The organism is Azospirillum rugosum, assembly GCF_017876155.1.
GTDB classification, from domain to species: Bacteria; Pseudomonadota; Alphaproteobacteria; order Azospirillales; family Azospirillaceae; genus Azospirillum; species Azospirillum rugosum.
This window is the reverse complement of record NZ_JAGINP010000022.1, coordinates 94,853-119,425: the sequence shown is the minus strand read 5'-3', so window position 1 is coordinate 119,425 and position 24,573 is coordinate 94,853. Positions and strand designations below refer to the sequence as shown.

The 24,573-nt window shown below is 68.5% G+C and carries 16 protein-coding genes; 7 read left to right on the top strand and 9 right to left on the bottom strand.

Translation table 11 applies throughout. The features are described 5' to 3' along the window. Window positions 1–47 precede the first annotated feature (47 nt). From J2851_RS26420 to J2851_RS26395, 6 genes are all read right to left on the bottom strand, one after another. On the bottom strand, window positions 48–539 hold the full coding sequence (locus J2851_RS26420; RefSeq protein WP_209770050.1) for a hypothetical protein: 492 nt from the start codon (window positions 537–539) through the stop codon (window positions 48–50). 76 nt (window positions 540–615) lie between these two features. Beyond that, window positions 616–3,759, bottom strand: a complete 3,144-nt coding sequence (locus J2851_RS26415) for a carbohydrate-binding domain-containing protein (RefSeq protein WP_209770048.1) — start codon at window positions 3,757–3,759, stop codon at window positions 616–618. A 664-nt stretch (window positions 3,760–4,423) separates the two neighbouring features. Continuing rightward, window positions 4,424–4,666, bottom strand: coding sequence for an antitoxin Xre/MbcA/ParS toxin-binding domain-containing protein (locus J2851_RS26410; protein WP_209770046.1), 243 nt, complete (start codon window positions 4,664–4,666; stop codon window positions 4,424–4,426). 118 nt (window positions 4,667–4,784) lie between these two features. After that, entirely contained in the window at window positions 4,785–5,123 is a 339-nt protein-coding gene (locus J2851_RS26405; protein ID WP_209770044.1) for a MoaD/ThiS family protein, read from the bottom strand. A gap of 220 nt (window positions 5,124–5,343) precedes the next feature. Beyond that, window positions 5,344–6,954: a GH12 family glycosyl hydrolase domain-containing protein gene (locus tag J2851_RS36060; protein WP_343206623.1), complete on the bottom strand. Its 1,611-nt coding sequence runs from the start codon at window positions 6,952–6,954 to the stop codon at window positions 5,344–5,346. A gap of 308 nt (window positions 6,955–7,262) precedes the next feature. Next, window positions 7,263–8,150: a LysR family transcriptional regulator ArgP gene (locus J2851_RS26395; RefSeq protein WP_209770042.1), complete on the bottom strand. Its 888-nt coding sequence runs from the start codon at window positions 8,148–8,150 to the stop codon at window positions 7,263–7,265. A 95-nt stretch (window positions 8,151–8,245) separates the two neighbouring features. On the opposite strand from J2851_RS26395, the gene J2851_RS26390 reads away from it, so the two are divergent. From J2851_RS26390 to J2851_RS26365, 6 genes are all read left to right on the top strand, one after another. Further along, a complete protein-coding gene (locus J2851_RS26390; protein WP_209770040.1) occupies window positions 8,246–8,845 on the top strand; it encodes a LysE/ArgO family amino acid transporter in 600 nt (199 codons plus the stop codon). 871 nt (window positions 8,846–9,716) lie between these two features. Continuing rightward, on the top strand, window positions 9,717–10,613 hold the full coding sequence (gene rpoH / locus J2851_RS26385; protein ID WP_209770039.1) for an RNA polymerase sigma factor RpoH: 897 nt from the start codon (window positions 9,717–9,719) through the stop codon (window positions 10,611–10,613). A 25-nt stretch (window positions 10,614–10,638) separates the two neighbouring features. Then, complete coding sequence (hflX, locus tag J2851_RS26380; RefSeq protein WP_209770038.1) at window positions 10,639–11,982, top strand: GTPase HflX; 1,344 nt, start codon at window positions 10,639–10,641, stop codon at window positions 11,980–11,982. A gap of 415 nt (window positions 11,983–12,397) precedes the next feature. Next, window positions 12,398–14,173, top strand: a complete 1,776-nt coding sequence (locus J2851_RS26375) for an N-acetylglutaminylglutamine amidotransferase (protein WP_209770037.1) — start codon at window positions 12,398–12,400, stop codon at window positions 14,171–14,173. A gap of 9 nt (window positions 14,174–14,182) precedes the next feature. After that, the gene (gene ngg / locus J2851_RS26370) at window positions 14,183–15,937 is read left to right on the top strand and encodes an N-acetylglutaminylglutamine synthetase (RefSeq protein WP_209770036.1); all 1,755 of its coding nucleotides are present in this window, start codon (window positions 14,183–14,185) and stop codon (window positions 15,935–15,937) included. Between the two features lie 16 nt (window positions 15,938–15,953). Continuing rightward, window positions 15,954–17,138, top strand: coding sequence for an osmoprotectant NAGGN system M42 family peptidase (locus J2851_RS26365; RefSeq protein WP_209770035.1), 1,185 nt, complete (start codon window positions 15,954–15,956; stop codon window positions 17,136–17,138). Window positions 17,139–17,149: 11 nt separating this feature from the next. Here the strand turns inward: J2851_RS26365 and lhpI are convergent, their stop codons facing one another. The 3 genes from lhpI to J2851_RS26350 all read right to left on the bottom strand — a co-directional run bounded on the left by lhpI (window position 17,150) and on the right by J2851_RS26350 (window position 20,495). Next, on the bottom strand, window positions 17,150–18,889 hold the full coding sequence (lhpI, locus tag J2851_RS26360; protein WP_209770034.1) for a cis-3-hydroxy-L-proline dehydratase: 1,740 nt from the start codon (window positions 18,887–18,889) through the stop codon (window positions 17,150–17,152). After that, the gene (locus J2851_RS26355; RefSeq protein WP_209770033.1) at window positions 18,882–19,910 is read right to left on the bottom strand and encodes a D-cysteine desulfhydrase family protein; all 1,029 of its coding nucleotides are present in this window, start codon (window positions 19,908–19,910) and stop codon (window positions 18,882–18,884) included. Before J2851_RS26355 ends, lhpI begins: the two co-directional genes overlap by 8 nt. Window positions 19,911–20,033: 123 nt before the next feature. Continuing rightward, entirely contained in the window at window positions 20,034–20,495 is a 462-nt protein-coding gene (locus J2851_RS26350) for an Lrp/AsnC ligand binding domain-containing protein (protein WP_209770032.1), read from the bottom strand. Window positions 20,496–20,673: 178 nt separating this feature from the next. Between J2851_RS26350 and putA the strand changes: the two genes are divergently transcribed. Next, window positions 20,674–24,411: a trifunctional transcriptional regulator/proline dehydrogenase/L-glutamate gamma-semialdehyde dehydrogenase gene (gene putA, locus J2851_RS26345; protein ID WP_209770031.1), complete on the top strand. Its 3,738-nt coding sequence runs from the start codon at window positions 20,674–20,676 to the stop codon at window positions 24,409–24,411. Window positions 24,412–24,573: the final 162 nt, after the last annotated feature.

Genomic DNA, 24,573 nt, shown 5'->3' with positions numbered 1-24,573 from the left:
CGGTCGGGTTCATGCGGTCGGGTTCTGTGCGGGCTCGCTCCGGTGCCTTACCCTTGCGGGGCGCCCCTCGATATGGTGCGCTGCGGCACGAGGGCCAAGCAATTCTGCACGATGGCGGCGCAGGCGCCTTGTGACGATGCGCGGTAGACCAGCCGCTGCACCACGCCGCCGTCCAGCGTGAAGGTCGCCTCGCAGCGGCGGTCCACCACGTCGCCGGGAACCGGCGGGTAATAGTCCCACGGGTCGTAGTCCAGCGCGCGGCGCCGCCAGCCGGGCGCGCCCCATGGGTAGCCGATGGGCGGCGGCGGGGCGTAGTAGCTGACGGATCCCGCCTGGTAGGTCAGGAACTCCAGCCCGCCGCTGGCGGTCTCGCGCTGCGGCACGCCGGCGCAGGACATCAGCGTCCCCTTGGGCATGCCGACCAGCGCGCTCTGCGCGGCCAGTGCCGCATCGGCGCCGGGATCGGCACAGGCGGTGGTCAGGGCCAACAGGGCCGGCAGGGTCAAGGAAAGACGGATCAGGGAGCGGTGACGGAACACGGGCGGAACCTCCTTCCCTGGGGAATACCCCATAAGAACAGAGTCCGCCCGTGCTTTGATCCGTATCTCTTCGGGCTTACGCGTCCCAGAAGTGCGGCATGGCGTCGGTCGTGGCGTAGCCGTCCAGCCCCATCTTGCTCCAGGCCAGGTCATGGATGCCCATGCCGAACGCCGGGGAGCCCGCCTGCAGCGAATAGTCGCCGTAGTAGGGGTTGTTGAACAGCGGCTTGCCGATCACGTCGTGGTCGCCGTATTTCGGCACGTTGTAGACCAGGTTGTTGTCGATCACCGGGGTGCCGGCGGTCAGCAGCTCCATGTAGTCGTCGAGCGGCAGCGTGCCGCTGACGATGTTGTCGGTGATGGTGTTGTTGCGCGGCAGGCCGGCGTCGCCGTGCACCGGCGCCCATTCCACGCGGATGAAGTCGTGGTTGTTCGCGTCGATGATGGAGAAATTGTTCGACACCGTGTTGTTGTCGCCGCCGTGGATTTGGACCGCCGCCCAGCCGGTGTTCTTCAGGAAGTTGTCGGTGACGGTGATGCCGCCGGCCATGTCGTCCAGATAGATGCCGAAGCCCTTCTGGCCGTACAGCCACTGGTCGGTGTTGCTGGTGGCGAGGCCGCCGGTGTTCTCCACCCAGTTCCCCCGGATGATGGTGCCGGAGTCCACGCCCAACCGGCCCAGCACCTCGATGCCGCCGCCGTCCGCCGTCTCCAGCCCGGTGTTGGTGACGTGGTTGTACTGGATGATGTTGTTGTGGTTGATGTTCGTGGAGTCCCAGTTCTTCAGCGAGATGCCGTAGCGCGCGCTGGAGTCCACGTCGTTGTTGGAGATCAGGTTGTTGTCCACGCCGGTGCCGATGATGCCGGCCACCGCCTTGCGCACTTCGCCCACGTGGGAGATGTCGTTGGCGTAGATGGTGTTGGCGTTGCTGCGCCCGTCCAGGTCGATGCCGTTGACCGCCAGATGGTCCAGGACGTTGCCGCCGATCAGGTTGTGCGACGACCCGGCCGTCAGCTTGATCGCCGTGCCGACGTTGAGGAAGCTGTTGTTGCCGATGTGGTTGTTGGAGGCGCCGGACAGCTCCAGCGCGTTGCCGCCGGTCGTGGTGTTGGTGAACTCCAGCCCCTCCACCGTCACGCCGCTCGCCCCCTTCAGGCGGATCAGCGTGCCGAGCCGCGCGACCTCCACGCCGTCCTGCGCGAAATGCGCGGGGTCGGCCGGCTTGAAGACCAGCTTGCCGTCCGACGCCCGCCAGGCGAACTCGCCCGCCTGGTCCACGAAGGCCGCGTTGTTCAGCAGCTTGTAGGTCGTGCCCTCGGTGAAGGGCAGGGAGGCGCCGTTCTTCAGGATGATCTGGCGGCTGGCGTTGTTGATGCTGACCACGTCGGTCAGCGTGTCGGACAGCCGCTCCGCGTCCATCACCTGGATCTTGGTGCCGGGCGCCAGGTCGGCGGACGAGATGTCGCCGCTGTGGTAGCGGATGGCCCAGCCGCTGGGGCCGCCGCTGCCGACGTCGGCGAAATACCAGCCGGAGGTCGGGTCGGCGCTGTCGAACGCGCCCTTTTCCGCCAGATGCTGGCGCACGCCGCCGATGGTCAGGTCCAGGTCGGTCGCCGTGGACAGCTTGGCGGAATAGATGCCGTTGCCCTCGTTGGTGAAGGTCTTCACGACCTCCCCGCCGCTGAGGATCGGCTTTTCACCCGGGTAGTTGCGGAAGCTGTGCCCGTTGTCGAGCGACGTCAGCTCCAGCGTCTTGGTCAGGTGGTAGGTGCCCTCGCGCACGTAGGTCGTGTCGATGTTGCTCGACCGCATGGCGTTGCGGGCGGCTTCGAGCGTGGCGAAGGGGCCGTCGGTGCCGTCGGCGTTCGGCTCCGCCAGCTTGCCCGACCAGCTGTCCTTGCCGTTGGCCGCCACGTAGAAGGCCGGGGCGGTCGGCGGCTCGGGCGGCGGGGGCGGGGCCGGCTGGAACAGGTCGGCCGGCGCGTTGACGTTCAGCGCGCCGCCCCAGTACAGCGCCTCCTGCCCCTTGACCACGTCCTTGCCGTCGACGGCACCCTTGTCGTAGGTGACGATGCTGTCGGTCGCGTTGACGGTGTGGCCGTTGATCGACACCGACTTGACGTACAGGTTGCGGTCCTGGCCGTTCACCGTGCTGTCGTTGTCGTACACGACCTGGACCTTGTGCGCCTGCGTGGCGTCCAGGTCGGTCTTGAAGGTGAAGGCGGTCGGGGTGCCGGAGGTGGCGCGGCCGTCGCCGATGACCTTGCCGTCGACCACCACCTTGAAGTGCGGCGGCACGCCGCCGGCCGACTGGCCCCAGGCGGTGACGGTGATGTCCACCGGGGAGAGGACGGGCGGCGGGGGCGGCGGGGGCGGGGGCACGTAGGTGCCGCCGAAGTAATCCTCCGGCACGCCGAAGGTCAGGGCGCCGCCCCAGAACAGGCCTTCCTGCCCGCCGACCACGAACTTGCCGTCCACCGGCCCCTTGTCGTAGGAGGCCATGGAGTCGGTCGACTTGATCTCCTGCCCGTCGATCTTGATGCCCTGGACGAACAGGTTGCGGTCCTGGCCGTTGACCGTGGAGTCGTTGTCGTACCAGACCTGGATCTTGTGGGCCTCGTTCGGGTCCACGTCGACCTTGAAGCTGTAGGGGGTGGACGACGTGGCGTTCACCCAGGCGTCGCCGACCACCTTGTCGTCCACCAGCAGCTTGAAGTGCGGCGGGGTGCCGTTCGCCGACACGCCCGACGCGTTGACCACGATCGTGCTGGTCATGGTGGCCGGGGGCGTCGTCGTGGTGGGCGGGGCGGAGGCGAACAGCGTCTTGGGCATGTCCACGTTCAGCGCGCCGCGCCAGAACATCTCCGTCTGCCCGGCGATGACGTTCTTTCCGTCGATGTCGCCGGTGTCGTAGGTGACGATTGGGTCGATGCTGAGGATCGGGGTGCCGTTCACCTCGAACGACTTGATGAAGAGGTTGCGGTCCTCTGCGTTCACCCAGCCGTCGTTGTCGTACTGCAATTGCAGCTTGTGGGCCTGATCGGCCGGGACGCGCGCGGTGAAGGTGTATCGGGTTTGGCTGGCCGATGCGACCGTTGCTTCCCCGATCTGCACACCATCGAGGCGCAGCACGAAATGCGGCCACTTGCCACCCGCCGGAGCGCCCCAGGCGTTCACCGCGAAGGTCACATCCATCAGGTCAGTTGTGTCGGTTGCCATGTCAGACCTCATACCACCTTCGGCTCTGTTCATCCGGAGGTTGGGCCGACATGCTTAATCAGGTCATAAGAAGTTTGGTTAACATAAAGTTAGCGATGTAAATAGCCGTGACATAAAGTGGCTCTCGCGGTCGGTTGGAAATGCTTGGGCATTGGATAGAAAGTCGTCGTATTGACGAGAAAGCCGGCTTATTGCTCAGGCCAAGCTTGATTGGAGGGCTCTTGTCTCTGTGACCCGCTAATCCGATGAAGGGTACAGCGCGCAGGCAACAAAAGGGTGAGCCAAACAGGTGCTATCTCCTGCCTGCGCCTCACAAATACCTTCCGGACCGGAAAGGCAGGCGCGGTAAATCCGTGTGAAGCTGTGTCGGTTCCTGCCCAAGGCGTATGGTCTGTCGCCACAAGATGCTTGGCGGGGTTGCATACGAGTCCCCGCTGATCTGCGGGAGTGTTTGGTGGTTCCCGCTCCAAGGATTTGTGAACGATCCGTCCTACCGCGAGATCGCGGACGTGGCGGGCGTGCCCATGGAAACCGTCATGTCCCGGCTGTTCGTCTGGGCCGATCCCAAAACCCGACCTGACGGCCCAAGGCCACAGGAGCGGTACGGGCCGCGGCTCCGCGGCTCGGCCCCGTCCTTGATGGTGCCGGTGGGCGGCCGGGCACCTTACTGCTTGGTGGCCGTGCGATGAACCCGCAGGATGTCCTGGACACGCCTGACGCCGTCGTCGCCCTCGGTGAGCAGGAGTTCCATCGGCCGGCGGCTCCCGAGCCGCGGGTGCGGTCGCACCAGGAAATCACGAGCCTTGTAGTCGTCGCCGAAAACCTCTCGGGCCGCCGCGCGGATGCGATCGAAGCGTGCCCTGGCATCCGCGGGCAGAAAATCCTCGGGAGTCATCTCGTCGCCCATTGTCCCCTCGGCTGTTCGGTGCGCCCGGCATGAGGGCAACAGAACGAAGCCGAAGCCGTTGCGCGGACGTGGACGACCGGAATGCCCGCGAGCGGCCTCGAGGGACGATACTGGCGGTTCACACCACGCAGGCGCCGTAGCCCCAGCTGTAGGGAACCGGGCCCGAGAAGGCGACGACGTCCCCGTCCTCCAACACCCGGCCGGTCTCGACGGGCACGCCCAGCCTCGGCGTCACGTCGCGTCCGTTCACCAGGACCAGGAAGATCTCGCGCTCCGGAAGGCCGAGCTGGCGGACCACGTCGCCGATGGTCGTGCCGGGTGGCAGCGTAACGGCCGAACGGGCGGGGACGGTCGGGCAAGCCTTCACCAAACTGTTGAACAACCGCACCTCGACGCCGATCGGGGCTGTCTGGGAATTGTGGCCGATGCCGGCGGCCGGGATGGAGTCTGCCTGCATGGGATTTCCTCGCGCCAATTCGCCTTGGGCCATTTCGCCTCAAGACTGTGCGGGGAATGCTGGATGCGGGGAATTTGGCCGTCCTTGACCGCCGTCAATAATGCACGCGTCGTTCTGCCGGGAATTTCGGCGCGACTCGCGGGCGCAGGGGTGGTCCGGCGTCGGAACGCCGGCGCCGGACCACCGGAACATTCAGGCCGCCGCCATCAGGCCAGCCGGATCAGGACGGCTTGAAGGCGAGATAGCTGGAATCGCCCGTCTGGCCGGGGAGGTTGATCAGGGCGCCCGGGGTCATGCCGGTGAAGGTGATGCTCATGTCGATGCGGCCGTTGCCGTCGAGGTCGATGTGGGCCGTGGCGCCCTTGGACGTGCCCGTCCCCTCCATCTCCGCCCAGGACAGTTTCGACACGTCCGGTTTCCAGCCCCAGGCGATGACCCACTCGCCCTGCTGCAGGTCCGTGATGGTGGACCAGGTGACGTCGCCGCCGCGGCCATCGACGAAGAAGGTGTCCGTGCCGGAACCGCCGGTCAGGAAGTTCGACCCGGTGCCCCCGTCGAGCACGTCGTCGCCTTCCTTGCCGTCGATGGCGTCCATGCCGCTCCTGGCGTTGATGAAGTCGTTGTCGGCGGTGCCGACCACGGCTTCGTTGTCGTCGGAGCCAATGAACTGGTTCTTGAGGGACGCGACGGGGCCCTTGTAGGCTTCGGCCTGGGCCGTCCTGTGCGTTCCGGTCGTCTGGTCGCTGACCGAGAACACGGGGGATGTCGGGGTTCCGCCCGTATCGCCAACCGCAGTGCTCGGCTGGCTGTCCCCGGGCACCGTGTCGGTTGGCGTTCCAGTCCCGACGCCGGTGTCCGGCGTGGTACTCGGCACGGTTCCGCCCGTCCCGGTGTTGGGGGGCGTGCCGCCGGTTCCCGTGTCCGGCGGGGTGCCGCCCGTCCCGGTGGTCGGCGTGGTCGTGCCACCGGTCCCGGTGTCCGGCTTGGTCCCGCCGGTTCCGGTGTCCGGCGTTGTGCCGCCGGTTCCGGTGTTGGGCGTCGTCCCGCCGGTCCCGGTGTTCGGCGTCGTCCCGCCCGTCCCGGTGTTCGGCGTGGTTCCCCCGCTTCCGGTCCCGCCGCTTCCGGTACCAGAGCCGGACGTGTCCGAATGGCCGTTCAGGGTGTAGCTGAGCGAATTCACCGTCAGCCCGCCACGGCCGGCCGCGACTTCCGAGCCGACCTCCATGTCCAGAAGGTATTGGTTCTTGTCCAGGATGCCGCGGGCCGTCAGGTCCTTCAGGATGGCCCCGACGTCGATCGTGCCGCTCAGCGTGTCCTTGCCGTATTCGTAGGCGGTGTATTCCCAATCCCTTTTTCCGACGGGAACATTGGATATCTGGCCGCTGCCGTTGGAATCCTTGAAGCTTCCGATCTGGGATCCGTCCGGCGTGAAGAATCCGGTGTGCACCCAGACCATGATCTCGTCGGCCACACCCTGTGTCCCGGACGAGGGGTCCGGTCCGACCCAGAAGCTGAACGCGACATTGTAGAGGTTCTGGTCTCCGGAAAGGCCGAAGCTGTAGGAGACCTTGAAGTCGTTGATGCCGCCGACCTGAACCGGGAAGTTCTGCGATGTCGACGGCGTGTCTTCCCAGGGGCTCTGGCCGACGATCAGGGTTGGGTAGGATTTTACGGGATAGTTGTTGTAGGTGAGCGGCTTGCTCGGGTCGTACGGCCAACTCCAGGACATCACCGTGCCGTTTGGCGTCTCAGGGTTGTTGAATGTGATGCTTTGGTTGAAGTCCTTTCCGTTGACCAGGTTTCCCGGGTCCCAGACGTTGTTGGTGGCCACCCACGAGCCATTTTGGTATTTTTCAGTATTTCCGGTGATTGTGGTGGCCATGTCCCTTCCCTTGACGTGTATATGAGTGGCCTGCTTTCATCCGCACAAAGCGAATGTTCAAGCGGATGATTGCTGAGCGTTCCATATAGTGCGAACGTCCACTGGCATCACTTGCCATCACAGGCTAGTTCGGCTGGGGTTGCTGAACGACATTTGGGCGTCTTATGGGGTAATATCACTAAATTCGGGCATGATTCTCAGATTGGAAGTGTTTCCTGAAATCGCGCCGGATCGGCCAAGCCGCTCCCGTCTTGATCTCATGGCATCTGGTGCAGCGTGGCGCCGGCCTTGCGGAGGACCGCTCGGGTGATGCCCGCCAGCGTCCGGCTGGCGATGCGGCTCCGTTGCCAGAACAACGGCACGTCCAGCGGCTGGTCCGGGACCAGGGCGACCAGCCGCCCGTCGCGCAGATGTCCGGCGACGAGCATCTCCGGATTCATGCCCCAGCCGAGCCCGGCCAGCGCCGCGTCGATGAAGGCCTGGGACGAGGGCAGCCAGTGGGTCGGCGATGCGATCTCCGCTCCGAACGCCCGTTCCGTCCACAGCGCCTGCAGCCGGTCCTTGCTGTTGAAGGTCAGGCGCGGCGCGCGGGCGAGGGAGGTGGTGTCCACTCCCTCGGGGAAGTAACGCCGGACGAAGGCCGGGCTGGCGGTCGCGACGTAGCGCAGGGCGCCCAACGGCGTGCTGTCGCAGCCCTGCACCGGCTTGGCGCTGGCGGTCACCGCCGCCAGGACCTCGCCCCGGCGCAGCCAGTCGGCGCTGTGCTCCTGGTCGTCGAGGACGAGGTCGAACAGGCAGTCCGGCGCTTCGGCCATGGCGTCGACGAACCAGGTCGCGAGGCTGTCCGCGTTCACCGCGAGGCGCACCGTCACCGGCGGACCGCTGTGCTGGATGCCGGGAAGCTCGTGCCGCAGTTCGCTTTCCAGCAGCGACACCTGCTCGACATGCTGGCACAGGCGTTGGCCGGCCGGCGTGCCGGTGCAGGGGGACCCCCGCACCACCAGGACCGTCCCCAACCGCTCTTCCAGAAGCTTCACGCGCTGCGACACGGCCGAGGGGGTGACGTGGAGCTGCTGCGCCGCCCGTTCGAAGCTGCCGGTGCGGATAACCGCCGCCAGGGCGGCGAGCAGGGCATAGTCCAGCATGGATTAGCGTTCCTTAAGTCACTGAAAAGACTTTAATCACTCTAATCCAGCGGGCCGTGGTAGCGGAATGGCCTCCGCAACCGGAAAGGGCCGCCATGCTGTCCGCCTTCGTTCCCGGCCTGCTGCTGGGCCTCAGCCTGATCGTCGCCATCGGGGCGCAGAACGCCTTCGTGCTCCGCCAGGGATTGCGCGGCGAGCATGTCCTGGCGGTTTGCCTGACCTGCGCGGTGTCCGATGCCGTGCTGATCCTGGCCGGCGTCGGCGGCTTCGCCCAAGCCAGCGCCTGGGTGCCGTGGCTGGAAGCGGCGACCCGCTACGCCGGCGCGGCCTTCCTCCTCGTCTACGGCCTGCGCAGCTTCCGGGCGGCCATGCGCTCAGGAAGCGCGCTGACGCCGGCCGCCGCCGTTCCGGCCGAGCTCGGCGCGACGCTGCTGACCTGCCTGGCGCTGACCTGGCTGAACCCGCACGTCTACCTCGACACGGTGGTGCTGGTCGGCTCCGTGTCCACGCAGTTCGCGGCGGGCAAGCACGCCTTCGCGCTGGGCGCGATGACGGCGTCCTTCCTGTTCTTCTTTTCGCTGGGGTACGGCGCGCGGCTGCTGCGGCCCGTCTTCGCGCGGCCCGGTGCGTGGCGGGTGCTGGACGTCGGCATCGGCATCGTCATGTGCACGATCGCCGCGACGCTGGTGGTTTGATCCCCCACTTTCGGTGGAGGGGGATCGCCTGTCGGGGCGGCCATCGCCCGAAGCGTGGAGTCCACTTGGCGCCGGCACCACCCGTTGGGGCGCCAGCCGCATGTGCGATTGCGGGAAACCGGCGGGTGATGGCATCGTCGGGGCTCATTGAAGCGGGCTTGCGGCCGGCCCGAGCGAACCAAGCTCCGACATTGGGGCAGGCCGCCCACTTCCCCTGACGGATGACCGGCGAGATCCATAGCCCGGCGATTTTTGACCCGGCGATTTTTGATGGGCGCCCTCTTGCGATCGCCCGGCCCTGTCACCATCTCCGCGTTCCCACCGAAAAGCCCACAGACTGAAGTCGAGCCATCAAGGGCGAAAAGGCTTGAAATCGGGCGTCGTGACCTTGAAGAAGGGCGTTCAAACGCCTACATAGGTCAAGTGCGCGATGCCAAAAACACAAGCAACGTCGAGGCCTTGAGCTTCCATTGATCTTGAAAGATGCGGCGCACGATCTATATAGGAACTGTTGCGGCGAGCTGATAACGGCGCTTCGCTTCGACGCTTCAACCCAGGTACATCGATTTTTGGTTCGGCGGCGCTGAAGACAGCGCGCCCCACCCCTCCTCCCCAGTCCTGCGGCGTGCCGGCTGCCGTGATCTCCCCGGATCATGGCGCTGCCCGCGGGGCCGGGGAGGTCCTTCTCAACGCACCCCAGTTCTTCGCATCCACGCGCGATGCACGCCCGCCGGCAGCGTCGAATGCCGGCCCTGAGCACAAACTCCGTAGCACCAACCCCGTAGTTTCAACCACAACGAAGACCGATACGGAAGGACGCCGCAGGGAATGCCCGACGGCGTCCTTCCGGTCGGCTTGGAGAGACAGAACGATGGCATCCCACATCGCTTCCGCCGAGCCGATGCAGCAGTACCTGCAGGAAGCCCGGAAGTACGACTATCTGACGCCCGACCAGGAACGCGACCTCGCCATCCGCTGGCGGGATCGGCAGGACCGGGCGGCGCTCGACAGGCTGGTCGGCAGCCACCTGCGCCTGGTCTTCAAGATGGCGCGGGGCTACTCGGGCTATGGTCTGCCCCTGTCGGACCTGATCGCCGAGGGCAACGTCGGCGTCATGCAGGCGGCGCAGAAGTTCGACCCCGACAAGGGTTTCCGCTTCGCCACCTACGCCAGCTGGTGGATCCGTGCGTCCATCCAGGAATACGTGCTGCACAACTGGTCGCTGGTGAAGATCGGCACCACCGGTGCGCAGAAGAAGCTGTTCTTCAGCCTGCGCCGCCTGAAGGCCCGCATGCAGGATCTTGAGAACGGGGATTTGACGCCGGAGGCGGTGGAGAGCATCGCCACGGAGCTGAACGTCCCGCAGGCCGAGGTGGTGGAGATGAACCGCCGCCTGGGCATGGACCGCTCGCTGAACGCCACCCTGGCGGAGGAGGGCGACAGCGAGTGGCAGGACCTGCTCGCCGACGACCGCCCGGACCAGGAAGCCAGCCTGGCCGAAGCGGAAGAGCGGCAGCGCCGCCAGCAGTTCCTGAAGCTGGGCCTGGGCGTGCTCGACGACCGCGAGCGGCAAATCCTGGTCGCCCGCCGCCTGCGCGAGGAACCGCTGACCCTGGAGGAGCTGAGCCAGCGCTTCCACGTCTCGCGCGAGCGCGTCCGCCAGCTGGAGGTGCGCGCCTTCGAAAAGGTCCAGAGGGCCGTCGTGGCGAGCGCCAAGGAGCAAAAGATTGCTGCGGCCGATAAGGGCCGCGAACTGGCCCGCGCCTGACGCGCGGGCACGACGAAGGAACCTTATGGGTACGCAACTGAATACCGAAAACCAGCGGTCCACCCGCCAATCCTCTGCGGGCCGCGCCCTTGTTCTTCACCCGGTCCTTCGCGGGACCGAGTCCGACCGCAGCCCCGAATCCTCGCTGGAGGAAGCGGTGGGCCTGGCGTCGGCCATCGACCTGGACGTGGCGCAGGCCGCGGTCGTCAAGGTCAACCAGCCGCGCCCGGCCACCCTCCTGGGCGGCGGCGCGATCGAGCAGTACGCGCAGGCGCTGGAGCGGGCGCGCGCCGACGGCGAGGCCATCGACCTGGTCATCGTCGACCACGCGCTGACCCCGGTCCAGCAGCGCAACCTGGAAAAGGCCTTCGAGGCGAAGGTCATCGACCGCACCGGCCTGATCCTGGAGATCTTCGGCGACCGCGCCCGCACCCACGAAGGCCAGCTTCAGGTCGAACTGGCGGCGCTGAGCTACCAGAAGTCGCGGCTGGTGCGGTCCTGGACCCACTTGGAACGGCAGCGCGGCGGCTTCGGCTTCCTGGGCGGTCCCGGCGAATCCCAGCTGGAAATCGACCGCCGGCTGATCGGCGACCGGATCGTCAAGATCAAGAAGGAGCTGGAGGACGTCCGCCGCACCCGCGGCCTGCACCGCAAGGCGCGCGCCAAGGTGCCGTATCCGGTGGTGGCGCTGGTCGGCTACACCAACGCCGGCAAGTCCACGCTGTTCAACCGGATGGCCGGTGCGGACGTGTTCGCCAAGGATCTGCTGTTCGCCACGCTCGACCCGACCATGCGGCAGGTGGTTCTGCCGTCGGGGCGCAAGGTGATCCTGTCGGACACGGTGGGCTTCGTCTCCGATCTGCCGACCCACCTGGTCGCCGCCTTCCGCGCCACGCTGGAGGAGGTGCAGGCGGCGGACATCATCCTGCACGTCCGCGACATCGCGCATCCCGACAGCGAGGCGCAGAAGGCCGACGTGGAGGCCATCCTCCGCGACCTCGGCATCGATCCGGAGCGTGACCCGCGGGTGATCGAGGTCGCCAACAAGATCGACCGCCTGGATGGGGAGGAGCGTGCCTCCGTCCTCGCCCGGACCGACCGGTCCGACAGCGCCTGCGCGGTGTCCGCGGCCACCGGGGACCGGCTCGACGACCTGTTCGGCATCCTCGACCGCCGCATGACCGCCGGCCGGGCGGTGGTGGAGATGGACGTGGCGCACGCCGACGGCGCGACGCTCGCCTGGCTCTACGCCCATGGCGAGGTGCTGGACCGCCGCGACGACGAGGGGCACACCCACCTCCAGGTGGCGATCGAGCCAGCGGTGCTCGCCCGCCTGCGCCACCTGCGGGAAGAACGGGCCTTCGCCTGATCTGGTTTCAAACTGATGCGGGTCTCATAAATATCACGGCAGTATTTTTTCCGAACAACGCTTGTAGCCCTCCGTAGCGATGGCTATATGCCTGTTCAGTCGTCAACAACTGAAAGGAGGTGATCTCGTGTCTCATTGTCTTTCTCTGCTGCCGTCGGGCGCCGTGACCGGGTTCTCCTTCCTCGCGAAGGGTTCTCTCGTCTGAAAGGACGCGCCGTAGTCCGATGGATTGCGGATCGACAATGGAAGGGCTGCCGGAAACGGCGGCCCTTCTTTGTTTTCCGGGCATGCCCGCGTCTTGCTGCGACCGCAACCATTGTCGCTGACGCTTGTTGGAAGGGCACCGCCCGTTCGCCCTTACGCGTCAGCCCTTTTCACTCCTGCGCCAGCCCCCAAGACGGAGACAGGTTCCACCATGTGCGGCATCAGCGGGGAAGTCCGCTTTGATTCACGGCCGGCCTCGGCGTCCGCGGTCGGCTCCATGACCGAAGCCCTGGCCCTGCGCGGTCCCGATGGACAAGGCGTCTTCGCGCACGGGCGCGTCGCCTTCGGCCACCGGCGCCTCAGCATCATCGACCTGTCGGAGGCATCGCAGCAGCCGATGCTCGACCCCGCGCTCGGCCTCGGCATCGTGTTCAACGGCTGCATCTACAACTACCCCGAACTGCGGGCGGAGCTGGAAGGCCGGGGCTACCGGTTCTTCTCGCACGGCGACACGGAGGTGTTGCTGAAGGCATACCACGCCTGGGGGCCGCGCTTCGTGGAGCGGCTGTACGGCATGTTCGCCTTCGCGATCTGGGAACGCGACAGCGGGAAGGTCGTGCTGGGCCGCGACCGGCTGGGCATCAAGCCGCTGTACCTCAGCGAGACGCCCGGACGGCTGCGCTTCGCCTCCTCCCTGCCGGCTCTGCTCGCGGCTGGCGACGTGGACACCGACATCGACCCGGTGGCGCTGCACCATTACATGAGCTTCCACGCCGTCGTGCCGGCGCCGCTGACGATCCTGAAGGGCGTGCGCAAGCTGCCGCCGGCCACGCTGCTGACGCTGGAGCCGGACGGCCGCCGGACGGAGGAGACCTACTGGGCGCCGGTCTTCGCCCCGCAGCCCGGCGACGAGCGCCTGTCGGAACAGGACTGGCAGGACGCCGTGCTCGCCACCCTGCGCAAGGCGGTGGAGCGGCGGCTGGTGGCCGACGTGCCCGTCGGCGTGCTGCTGTCGGGCGGCCTGGACAGCTCCGTCATCGTGGCCCTGCTGGCGGAAGCGGGGCAGAGCGGCCTGCAGACCTTCTCCATCGGCTTCGAGACCGTGGGGCAGGAGAAGGGCGATGAGTTCCAGTACTCCGACCTGATCGCCGAACGCTTCCGCACCGACCACCACAAGCTGTTCATCGACAGCAGCCGCGCGCTGCCCGCGCTGGCCGACTGCGTCCGCGCCATGGCCGAACCGATGGTCAGCCACGATGCCATCGGCTTCTACCTGCTGTCGCAGGAGGTGTCGAAGCATGTGAAGGTGGTGCAGAGCGGGCAGGGCGCCGACGAGATCTTCGCCGGCTACCACTGGTACCCGCCGATGATGGACGCCGCCGACCCGGTCTCCACCTATGCCAAGGTCTTCTTCGACCGCGACCACGCGGAGATGGCCGACGCGCTGAACCCGCGCTTCCTCGCCGGGGAGGACGCCAGCCGCGCCTTCGTCGCCGCCCATTTCAACCGGCCGGGCGCGGACCGCGCGGTGGACAAGGCGCTGCGGCTGGACACCACGGTCATGCTGGTCGACGACCCGGTGAAGCGGGTGGACAACATGACCATGGCCTGGGGGCTGGAAGGGCGCGTGCCCTTCCTGGACCATGACCTGGTGGAGCTGGCCGCGCGCGTGCCGGCGGAGCTGAAGGTGCGCGACGGCGGCAAATACGTGCTGAAGGAAGCCGCGCGGAAGGTCGTCCCGTCGGAGGTGATCGACCGGCCCAAGGGCTATTTCCCCGTCCCCGCGCTGAAATACCTGCGCGGCCCGTATCTGGAGCTGGTGCGCGACGTGCTGAACCAGCCGGCCGCGCGCGAACGGGCGCTGTTCAATCCGGCTTACCTGGACCGCCTTCTGGCCGATCCGGAAGCCCACATCACGCCGCTTCGCGGGTCGAAGCTCTGGCAGGTCGCCCTGCTGGAGTTCTGGCTGCAAACCCATGGGATCTGAAGCCATACGATGATGCAAAATCACACTCGCCAGAATTACCGCATCGAACGCGTCCTGGTGGCCGCGTTGCAGGGCACGGACATGACCGGGGCGCGCGGCCACCGGGTCACCGGGCCGACGCCTTGCGCGACGGTGGAGTGCGGCTGGGGCCGGCTTCTGTTCGCGCATACTTTCGGCGACGTGCAGGCGCTGATCGAGGCCATGCGGCAGGAGCGGCCGGGGCGGCGCGACATCGCGCTCTACCTGGAGGACCCGCACGTCGCGCTGTCCCAGGCGCCGAACGAGCTGTTCCTCGACCCCTCCCACACCTACCGCCTGCGCCTGGCGGGCTTCCGGCCGAGCCCGGATCTCCGCGGTTTCACCATCGAGGCGCCGCGCGGGCGCCAGGACGCCGACGCCGTCAACCGCATCTACGCGGCGCGCGGCATGGTCACCCTGGACCCGGAGCATTATTGGGCGGAGCGCGACAGCCGCGTCCTGACCCACCTGATCGCCACCGACCCGGTCAGCGGCGCGGTCATCGGATCGGTCACCGGCGTGGACCATGTGCGGGCCTTCAAGGATCCGCAGAACGGCTCCTCCCTCTGGTGCCTCGCGGTCGATCCCCAGGCGGCCTATCCCGGCATCGGCGAGGCGCTGGTGCGCGCGCTGGCCGAGCATTTCCGGGCGCGCGGACGCAGCTTCATGGACCTGTCCGTCCTGCACGACAACCAGAACGCCATCGCGCTGTATGAAAAGCTGGGCTTCAAGCGGGTTCCGGTGTTCGCGCTGAAGACCAAGAACCCGATCAACGAGAAGCTGTACGCCGGCCCGGCGGTGGACGCCGGCTTCAACCCCTACGCCATGATCATCATCAACGAGGCGCGCCGCCGCGGCATCGGGGTGGAGGTGGTGGACGCCGAGGCGAACCTGTTCCGCCTCAGCTTCGGCGGGCGCAGCGTCCTCTGCCGGGAGAGCCTGAGCGAGCTGACCTCGGCGGTGGCGCTCTACCGCTGCGACGACAAGTCGGTGACCCGCCGCGCCATGGTCAAGGCCGGCCTGTCGGTGCCGGACCAGATGGTCGCCAACGGCATGGACGACAACGTGGCCTTCCTGGAACGCCACGGCAGCGTCGTCGTCAAGCCGGCCCGGGGCGAGCAGGGGCAGGGCATCACCGTGGACGTGCGCGACGCGACCACGCTGTCCTGGGCCATCGACAAGGCCAAGGCGATCTGTGACACGGTGCTGATGGAGCAGTTCGTGCGCGGGCACGACGTGCGCGTCCTCGTCATCGACTACCGTGTGGTCGCCGCCGCGGTCCGCCGCCCGGCGGAGGTGGTGGGCACCGGGGACCGCACCATCGCCCAGCTGATCGAGGCGCAGAGCCGCCGCCGCGCCGCCGCCACGGGCGGGGAAAGCCGCATCCCCATGGACAAGGAGACGGAGCGCTGCGTGCGCGACGCCGGCTTTTCCATGGACGACATTCTACCGGAAGGACAGGTTTTGGCCGTGCGCAAGACGGCAAACCTGCACACAGGAGGTACGCTCCACGATATCACCGACCGCCTGCACCACCGCGTGGTAGAAGCCTCGATCGAAGCCGCCCGAGCACTGGACATCCCGGTGGTCGGGCTGGATCTGCTGGTACCGGACCTGATGGGTCCGGACTATGTGATCATCGAGGCGAACGAACGGCCGGGCCTGGCCAACCACGAACCCCAGCCCACCGCCGAACGCTTCCTCGACCTTCTCTTCCCCTATTCGGCGCCCTATTCGGCGGGATAACTCTCAAGGAGCAGGCATGGAGCAGGCAAGCTTGACGCGGACCACGGCCTTGGCTGGAACCGATCCGGGCGCGCGCCCGGTCATCGACATGGACTACGTCACCGACATCCTGCGGCGCCTGCTCGAGATCCCCAGCCCGACCGGCTACACCGACCAGATCGTGCATTTCTGCGGCGACGAGTTCCGCCGCCTGGGCATCCCCTTCGAACTGACCCGCCGGGGGGCCATCCGCGCCGATCTGATCGGAGCCCGCCGAAGCCCGGACCGCGCCATCGTCGCCCACGTCGACACGCTGGGCGCCATGGTCAAGATGCTGAAGGCCAACGGCCGGCTGGAGCTGGTGCCCATCGGCACCTGGTCGGCGCGCTTCGCCGAAGGGGCGCGCTGCACCATCTTCACCGACCGGGGCAGCTACCGCGGCACCATCCTGCCGCTGAAGGCGTCGGGCCATACCTTCAACACGGAAATCGACACCCAGCCGGTCGATTGGACCAATCTGGAAATCCGCGTCGACGCCTGCTGCGCGACGGAGGAGGACCTTCTCGTCCACGGCTTCAACGTCGGCGACTTCGTCGCCATCGACCCGCAGCCGGAATTCAACCCGAACGGCTTCATCAACTCCCGCCATCTGGACGACAAGGCCGGGGTGGCGGTGATGTTCGGCGCCGCCAAGGCCATTCTGGACAGCCAGGCGCTGCTGCCGGTGGACTGCCACCTGCTGCTGACCATCTCCGAGGAGGTCGGGTCGGGCGCGTCGTCCGTGCTGCACCAGGACGTGGCGGAGATGGTGACCATCGACAACGGCACCACGGCGCCGGGGCAGAACAGCCGCGAGTTCGGCGTGACCGTCGCCATGGCCGACAGCTCCGGCCCGTTCGACTACCACCTGACGCACAAGCTGCTGACGCTGTGCCGCGACCACGGCATCGACCACCAGCGCGACATCTTCCGCTATTACCGGTGCGACAGCGCCGCGGCCATCGAGGCGGGCAACGACATCCGCACAGCGCTCGTCTGCTTCGGCATCGACAGCTCCCATGGGTACGAGCGGATCCACAAGGACGCCCTGCGCTCGCTGGCCGAGCTGATCGCGCTCTACATGCAGAGCGACGTCGCCGTCCCCCGCGACCGTCTCGGCATCGGCCCGATGGGCTCCTTCCCCTGGCAGCCGACGACGCCCGCCGAAACGCCGGAAGGCTGAGCGGGTCTCGTCTACCCTGGAACCCAAGCCGGCGGCCGTCCGCCGGCTTGGCCCGTGCAGGCCGCCTCCACGCACTCTTTCAGGCTGCCGAAACGGACCGGGCGCCCGCACAGGCCCGGTCCGTAATGGGCGTATTTCGCCGAGTTCGTCATCACCACGCGCGTGGCGGCGGGGAACAGCGGCTCGCTGATGGTGCACCAGCAGACGTCCGTGACGGTGCGGGCGCCGAAACGCTCCAGTTCCGCAATGATGCCGCGGGCGGCGACCTTCTCCTGCGTGGCGCGGCCGCAGGTGATGACGAGCTGCACGTCGGGATGCTTGGTCCGACCACGGCAGAGCGCGGCGAGCCGCTCGAATTCCGTTTCGGAGAAATGCGGGTTGCCGAGGGATACCAAATCGATTCCCAGGTCCGCCCAGCGCTCCCCCAGATCGGCGAGGCTGACGGTGTGGGTCGGGGCCGCATCCTCCAGCACCGCGTCCAGCGCCGTCGCTTCGGGCGTCACGCCGAGGATGTGGAACATCGGCGCGCTCGACGTGGTGGCGAAGGCCGCCCCGAAGGCCTTCAGGTCATCGGTGGTCGGCCCGGCCTTTTCCAGCCCGACGATCACCGGGATACGGTCGCCCGCGACCATTCCGGCGTGATAGCCCAGCAACGGGTAGACGGACTCATCAAAGTCCGCGCGGAACGGCACGTCGATCCGCACCGTCGCCCGGCGGTTGCCCTCCACATGGCATCCGGACAGCGGCGCCCGGCCGGTCAGGGCGACGCAGAGGTCGAGATAGTCCGGGTATTTCATGGTGCGGGCGCCCAACACGCTGTTGGCGTAGACCACCGCGTTCGACTCCGCCCAGACGATCTGGTCGCCGCGACCGGGGGCGCTCTCCAGCTGATAGGGCGCGCAGGTGAAGGTCGGTTGCGCGCCCATGGCGACGTAGGCGTCGGCCAGCGCGCTCGCCGGCTCGCCGACCGTGGCGTCGACGCCCTGGTCGCGCCAGTTGCGGCGATCGACCGAGATGGCGTTCAGGCTGGTGGGGATGCGCACTTGGCCGCCCCAATCGCGCAGCTGTTGGGCGAAGCGCAGCCCGCCCGGCCCGGTGTACAGGCAGCCGTCGATGTGGGCCTGGCGCACGTCGATCAACGCCGGGGCGCGGTGGAAGGTGGCCATGCGCAGGATGATCCGCATGGCGACCTGCGCCGCCCGGCCACCCGCCCCGTCCAGCAGCGCGCGGTCGGCCTCCGTCAGCGCGATGTCGGGCGGAGCGCCCGGCGGAACGGCCGTACCCGCCGGCGCCCCGACGGCGTCGTCCGGACCGGACAGCGGGCGAAGGGTGTCGCCCGCCACCTCCACCCAGGCCGTCTGGGCCAGCAGCGGGAAGCGGTCGGGTCCGGCCACGACGACGGGAATGGAGCGCCCGAACATCTCCTCCGCAACGAACACGCCGAGCGTCAGGATGTCGTCCGGCCGTTCCAGCACCAGGGCGGCCGGGCCGTGCCCGTTCAGGATCAACTCCAGCATCACGCCGCTACCGGAGCAGGACCCCCGCCCGCTGGGAATGGCCAGCACCGCGCCGGCGAGGGATCGGCCGCTCAGCGGATGATGGCGGTCGATCACCGTGCCGGTGAAGGAATCGACCCCGCCCCAGAAGCTGAGCGGGGTGTCGGAATGGATCACCGGGCCCAGGGCGTGGCCCCCGACCAGGCACCGGCAGGTCCATTCCCCTTGGAATCCGTCCCCCGCGGGCTCAGCCATTCAGGAACGCGCTCGCGTAGGCGTAGAGACCGGGCACGCCGCCCGTCGCCAGGAACAGCACGTGGTCGCCCGGCCGGTAGCGGCCCGACCGGACGTCGGCCAGCAATCCGGCGAACGCCTTGCCGCTGTACACGGGGTCGAGCAGCAATCCTTCCTGCCTCGCCACGAGGCGGACGGCCTCCACCATCGCGTCCGTCACGATCCCATAGCCCTCCCCGCGCTGGTCGCCGGACACGTCGATGTCCGACGCGTCCAGGCGCGCGCCGACGCCCAGGAGGTCCAGCGTGGCGTTGCCCTTGTCGATCGTGGCCTGCCGCGCGGCCTCCGCCGGCGCGAGCACGCTGTGCCCACGGACCAGGGCGGGATTGTCGCCGAGCGCCTTCAGGCCGGCCGCCAGCCCGGCGTGGGTTCCCGAACTGCCGTTGGGAAGGACGATGCCGGCGAACGTCTCGCCGAGCGCGCGGGACTGCTCCTGCACCTCCAGCGCGCAGGCCGCGTAGCCGAGGCAGCCGACCGGCGTGGAACCCCCCAGGGTCGCCACATAGGGCACCCGGCCGGCCCGGCGCAGCGCCTCCGCCCGGTCCTGCGCGAAACCGGTGGCGTCGATCCCCGGCGCGAGGACGTGCAGGCGCGCCCCGAACAGGCTGTCGAGCAGGACGTTGCCGTTCCGCTCGTACTCGTCGCCGGCCCGCGGGACCAGCGGCGCGAGGACGAGTTCGCAGTCCATGCCCTGCGTGGCCGCCGTCGCCGCCGCGAGGCGCGCGAAGTTGGACTGCACGCCGCCCACGGCGATGATCGTGTCCGCCCCCTGGGCGCGGGCGTCGCCGACCAGGAACTCCAGCTTCCGAAGCTTGTTGCCGCCGCCGCCGAGCGCCGTCAGGTCGTCGCGCTTGACGGACAGCCGGACGCCCCCGAGGGCCGGGCCCAGCGCCTTCTCAAGCCGGTGCAGGCGCTGGATCGGCGTCGGCCCGTCCAGCAGGGAAACCCGGGGAAGCCGGTTCAGGGCGTCTGACAGATGCATCACCAAACCCTCTGCGCGATGGGGGCCGACACTGTGCCAGCCCTTCGTTGCACACAGCAAGGGACTCGTCGGAGTGCTTTGGCCAGAGCACTTTGGTATGCCCTGGGCGCCGGACCTTGGGCGTCACAGCGGCAGCGGACTGTCGTTCTTGACCTCCTCCATCACGGCGTAGGTGCGCGTCTCCCGCACGCCGGGCAGGGACAGCAGGATGTCGCCCAGGAAGCGCCGGTAGGAGGCCATGTCGGCCACGCGGGTCTTGACCAGATAGTCGAAGCCGCCGGCGACCATGTGGCATTCCAGCACCTCCGGCATGTCGCGCACCGCCTGGGCGAACTTGTCGAAGACGTCGGGCGTCGTCTTGTCGAGCAGCACCTCGACGAAGACCAGCAGCCCAAAGCCCAGGCGGTGCGGGTCCAGCCGCGCCCCGAAGCCCGTGATGTAGCCGTCTTTTTGCAGACGCCGCAGGCGTTCGCCCGTCGTGGTCGGCGACAGGCCGACGCGTTCCGCCAGCTCGACCGTCGATACGCGGCCGTCGACCTGCAAGATCGCGAGGATCCGCCGGTCGAATTTATCAAGCTCCGTCATTTCCACGCTCCAATACATCGTCGGCCGCGATGATAACGGAAAATTGGCGAAAGTCGTTATGGAAGCACGGAAACTTTGCCGTTAGCCTTCTGTTGTGACGTTGGGGGTCACCGGCGCCTCGTCCGGCGGCCGTGCCCCCGGCTTGATGCGGGCTTGCCGAACAGGGCGAACGACCTCCATGACCAGCATGACGACCCCCTCCCAGACCACGACCTCGACTTCGGGCGCGGAGGCCGGCACCCCCATCGCCGGTTCGCCGCCCTTCTCGCTGTTCGCGCCGCCGATCCGCCCGGCCAGCGAGCTGCGCGCCGCGATCACCGCGGCCTACCGCCGGCCAGAGGGCGAATGCCTGCCGTTCCTGCTTGAGCAGGCGACGCTTCCCCCCGCGGTCGCCAAGGCGGCGCGGGAGACCGCGCGCACGCTGATCACCGCGCTGCGCGCCAAGCCGCCCGGCCGCGGGGTGGAGGGGCTGATCCACGAATACAGCCTGTCGAGCCAGGAAGGGCTGGCGCTGATGTGCCTGGCGGAGGCGCTGCTGCGCATCCCCGACGCCGGCACGCGCGACGCCCTGATCCGCGACAAGCTGTCGGGCGGCGACTGGCAGGCGCATCTGGGCAACAGCCCGTCGCTGTTCGTCAACGCCGCCACCTGGGGCCTGCTGATCACCGGCCGGCTGACCGCGTCGGTTGACGAGCCGGCGCTGTCCTCCGCGCTGACCCGCATGCTCGCCAAGGGTGGGGAGCCGCTGATCCGCCGCGGCGTCGATTTCGCCATGCGCATGATGGGCGAACAGTTCGTCACCGGCCAGACCATCCAGGAGGCGCTGGCCAACAGCCGCAAGATGGAGGCGGAGGGCTTCCGCTACTCCTACGACATGCTGGGCGAGGCGGCGATGACCGCCGCGGACGCCGACCGCTACTACGCCGACTACGAGCGCGCCATCCACGCCATCGGCAAAGCCTCGGCGGGCCGTGGCGTCTACCAGGGGCCGGGCATCTCCATCAAGCTGTCGGCGATCCACCCCCGCTATTCGCGCGCGCAAGCCGACCGCGTGATGGGGGAGCTGCTGCCGCGGGTGAAGGAACTCGCCCTGCTGGCGAAGGGCTACGACATCGGCCTGAACATCGACGCGGAGGAGGCCGACCGGCTCGAACTCTCGCTCGACCTGATGGAATCGCTGTGCTTCGACCCCGATCTGGCGGGGTGGAACGGCATCGGCTTCGTCGTGCAGGCCTACGGCAAGCGCTGCCCGTACGTCATCGATTTCCTCATCGATCTGGCCCGGCGCAGCGGCCACCGGCTGATGGTCCGGCTGGTCAAGGGCGCCTATTGGGACGCCGAGATCAAGCGCGCCCAGCTGGACGGGCTGGACGACTTCCCGGTCTACACCCGCAAGGTCTACACCGACGTGTCCTACGTCGCCTGCGCGCGCAAGCTGCTGGGCGCCCCCGACGCGGTGTTCCCGCAGTTCGCCACCCACAACGCCCAGACGCTCGCCACCATCTATGAACTGGCCGGCCCGGACTTCCAGGTCGGGAAATACGAGTTCCAGTGCCTGCACGGCATGGGCGAGCCGCTCTACTCGGAGGTGGTCGGCCCGCTGAAGCGGCCCTGCCGCATCTACGCGCCGGTCGGCACGCACGAGACGCTGCTGGCCTATCTGGTCCGCCGCCTGCTGGAGAACGGGGCCAACAGCTCCTTCGTCAACCGCATCGCCGACAAGGCGGTGCCGGTGGAGGAGCTGGTCGCCGACCCGGTGGAGGTGGCGCGCGCCATCCAGCCGCTCGGCGCGCCGCACGCGCTGATCGCCAACCCGCGCGACCTCTACGCGCCGGAACGCGCGAACTCCGCCGGCCTCGACCTGTCCAACGAGCAGGAGCTGACCCGGCTGGGCGCGGCCCTGACCGCCAGCGCCGATGTGGCCTGGACCGCCGCCCCGCTTCTCGCCGATGGCGAGCGCAGCGGGGAGGCCCGCCCGGTGCTGAACCCGGCCGACCGCCGCGACGTGGTCGGCTCCGTCATCGAGGCGACGCCGGAGGTGGTGGAGGCCGCCTTCCGCCACGCCGAAGCCGCCGCCCCGGCCTGGGCCGCCACGCCCCCGGCGGAGCGCGCCGCCTGCCTGTTCCGCGCCGCCGACGCGCTCCAGGCGCGCATGCCGACGCTGCTCGGCCTGATCGTGCGGGAGGCCGGAAAGTCCCTGCCCAACGCCATCGCGGAGGTGCGGGAGGCCGTCGACTTCCTGCGCTACTACGGCGCGCAGGTGCGCGACCGCTTCGACAACGACAGCCACCGCCCGGTCGGGCCGGTGGTCTGCATCAGCCCGTGGAATTTCCCGCTGGCCATCTTCGCGGGCCAAGTCGCCGCGGCGCTGGCCGCCGGCAACCCGGTGCTCGCCAAGCCGGCCGAGGAAACCCCGCTGATCGCGGCGGAGGCGGTGCGCATCCTGCGCGAGGCCGGCATCCCGGACGGCGTCGTGCAGCTGCTGCCCGGCGCGGGCGAGGTGGGCGCCGCCCTGGTCGGGAACGCCGGGACGCGGGCGGTGATGTTCACCGGCTCCACCGAGGTGGCGCGGCTGATCCGGAAGCAGTTGGCCGGCCGCCTGTCGCCGAACGGTGCGCCGATCCCGCTGATCGCCGAGACGGGCGGGCAGAACGCCATGATCGTGGACAGCTCCGCGCTGGCCGAGCAGGTGGTCGGCGATGTGCTCGCGTCGGCCTTCGACAGCGCCGGCCAGCGCTGCTCCGCCCTGCGCGTGCTTTGCCTCCAGGAGGATGTCGCCGACCGCATGCTCGCCATGCTGAAGGGCGCCATGGCGGAGCTGCGCGTCGGCAATCCCGACCGCCTGGCGACCGACGTCGGCCCGGTGATCACCGAGGAGGCGAAGGCGAACATCGAGCGCCACATCGCGGCCATGCGCGCCAAGGGTCGCCGGGTGGAGGCGCTGCCCCTGCCGGCCGAGGCCGCGCACGGCACCTTCGTCCCGCCGACCCTGATCGAGATCGGCGGCATCGCGGAGTTGGAGCGCGAGGTCTTCGGCCCCGTGCTGCACGTGGTCCGCTTCCGCCGCGACGACCTGGACCGGCTGGTGGACGCCATCAACGCCACCGGCTATGGCCTAACCTTCGGCCTGCACACCCGCATCGACGCCACCATCGAGCGGGTGACGGAGCGCATCGCGGTCGGCAACGTCTACGTCAACCGCAACACCATCGGCGCGGTGGTCGGCGTGCAGCCCTTCGGCGGCCACGGCCTGTCGGGAACCGGCCCCAAGGCCGGCGGCCCGCTCTACCTGACCCGCCTGCTCAGCCAGCGGCCGAAAGCGGTGCTGGAGGCGCGCGGGTCCGACGCCGACCTTGCCCCCGCCCGGGCCTACGGCGATTGGCTGCGCAACCAGGGCCGGACGGCGGAGGCCAAGCGCTGCGCCGACCAGAGTGCCCGCAGCGCGCTCGGCGCCAGCGTGGAATTGGTCGGCCCGGTCGGCGAGCGGAACGTCTATGAGCTTCACCGCCGCGGCCGTATCCTGCTGCTGCCGCAGACGGAGACGGGCCTGCTGCTCCAGTTGGGCGCCGTCTTTGCCACTGGCAACGACGCGGTGGTGGACGCCTCCGCCGACGTGGCCGGCGTGCTGCGCGGCCTTCCCGCCGCCCTGGCCCGCCGCGTGACCGTGTCCGGCGACTGGACCGCCGCCGGACCGCTCGCCGCCGCGCTGGTGGAAGGCGACGGGGACCGCGTCATCGCGGCCAACCGCCGGCTGGCGGAGCTGCCCGGCCCGATCGTGCTGGCCCAGTCGGCCTCTGTCGAAGGCCTGCGCAGCGGCGCGGAGGACTACGTCCTCGACTGGCTGCTGAACGAGCGCTCGGTCAGTGTCAACACCGCCGCCGCCGGCGGCAACGCCAGCCTCGTCGCGATGAGCTGAGGGGGGATTTCCCTCTCCCGCCCCGGGAGAGGGTGGCCGCGAAGCGGCCGGGTGAGGGTCAAACAAGAATCAGCGCCGTTATTCTTGCGCGACCCTCACCCTCCCGCCTTCGGCGGGTCCCTCCCTCTCCCGGGGCGGGAGAGGGGATTGGACATCCCGTCT

Bases quoted from the DNA above. Each gene is read 5' to 3' on its own strand.
- J2851_RS26395 (WP_209770042.1), bottom strand. From the start codon at position 8,150: ATGCTGGACTATGCCCTGCTCGCCGCCCTGGCGGCGGTTATCCGCACC.
- J2851_RS26365 (WP_209770035.1), top strand. From the start codon at position 15,954: ATGGAGCAGGCAAGCTTGACGCGGACCACGGCCTTGGCTGGAACCGAT.
- J2851_RS26355 (WP_209770033.1), bottom strand. From the start codon at position 19,910: ATGCATCTGTCAGACGCCCTGAACCGGCTTCCCCGGGTTTCCCTGCTG.
- J2851_RS26350 (WP_209770032.1), bottom strand. From the start codon at position 20,495: ATGACGGAGCTTGATAAATTCGACCGGCGGATCCTCGCGATCTTGCAG.
- ngg (WP_209770036.1), top strand. From the start codon at position 14,183: ATGATGCAAAATCACACTCGCCAGAATTACCGCATCGAACGCGTCCTG.
- J2851_RS26375 (WP_209770037.1), top strand. From the start codon at position 12,398: ATGTGCGGCATCAGCGGGGAAGTCCGCTTTGATTCACGGCCGGCCTCG.
- putA (WP_209770031.1), top strand. From the start codon at position 20,674: ATGACCAGCATGACGACCCCCTCCCAGACCACGACCTCGACTTCGGGC.
- lhpI (WP_209770034.1), bottom strand. From the start codon at position 18,889: ATGGCTGAGCCCGCGGGGGACGGATTCCAAGGGGAATGGACCTGCCGG.
- J2851_RS26415 (WP_209770048.1), bottom strand. From the start codon at position 3,759: ATGGCAACCGACACAACTGACCTGATGGATGTGACCTTCGCGGTGAAC.
- J2851_RS26410 (WP_209770046.1), bottom strand. From the start codon at position 4,666: ATGGGCGACGAGATGACTCCCGAGGATTTTCTGCCCGCGGATGCCAGG.
- hflX (WP_209770038.1), top strand. From the start codon at position 10,639: ATGGGTACGCAACTGAATACCGAAAACCAGCGGTCCACCCGCCAATCC.
- J2851_RS26405 (WP_209770044.1), bottom strand. From the start codon at position 5,123: ATGCAGGCAGACTCCATCCCGGCCGCCGGCATCGGCCACAATTCCCAG.
- J2851_RS26390 (WP_209770040.1), top strand. From the start codon at position 8,246: ATGCTGTCCGCCTTCGTTCCCGGCCTGCTGCTGGGCCTCAGCCTGATC.
- rpoH (WP_209770039.1), top strand. From the start codon at position 9,717: ATGGCATCCCACATCGCTTCCGCCGAGCCGATGCAGCAGTACCTGCAG.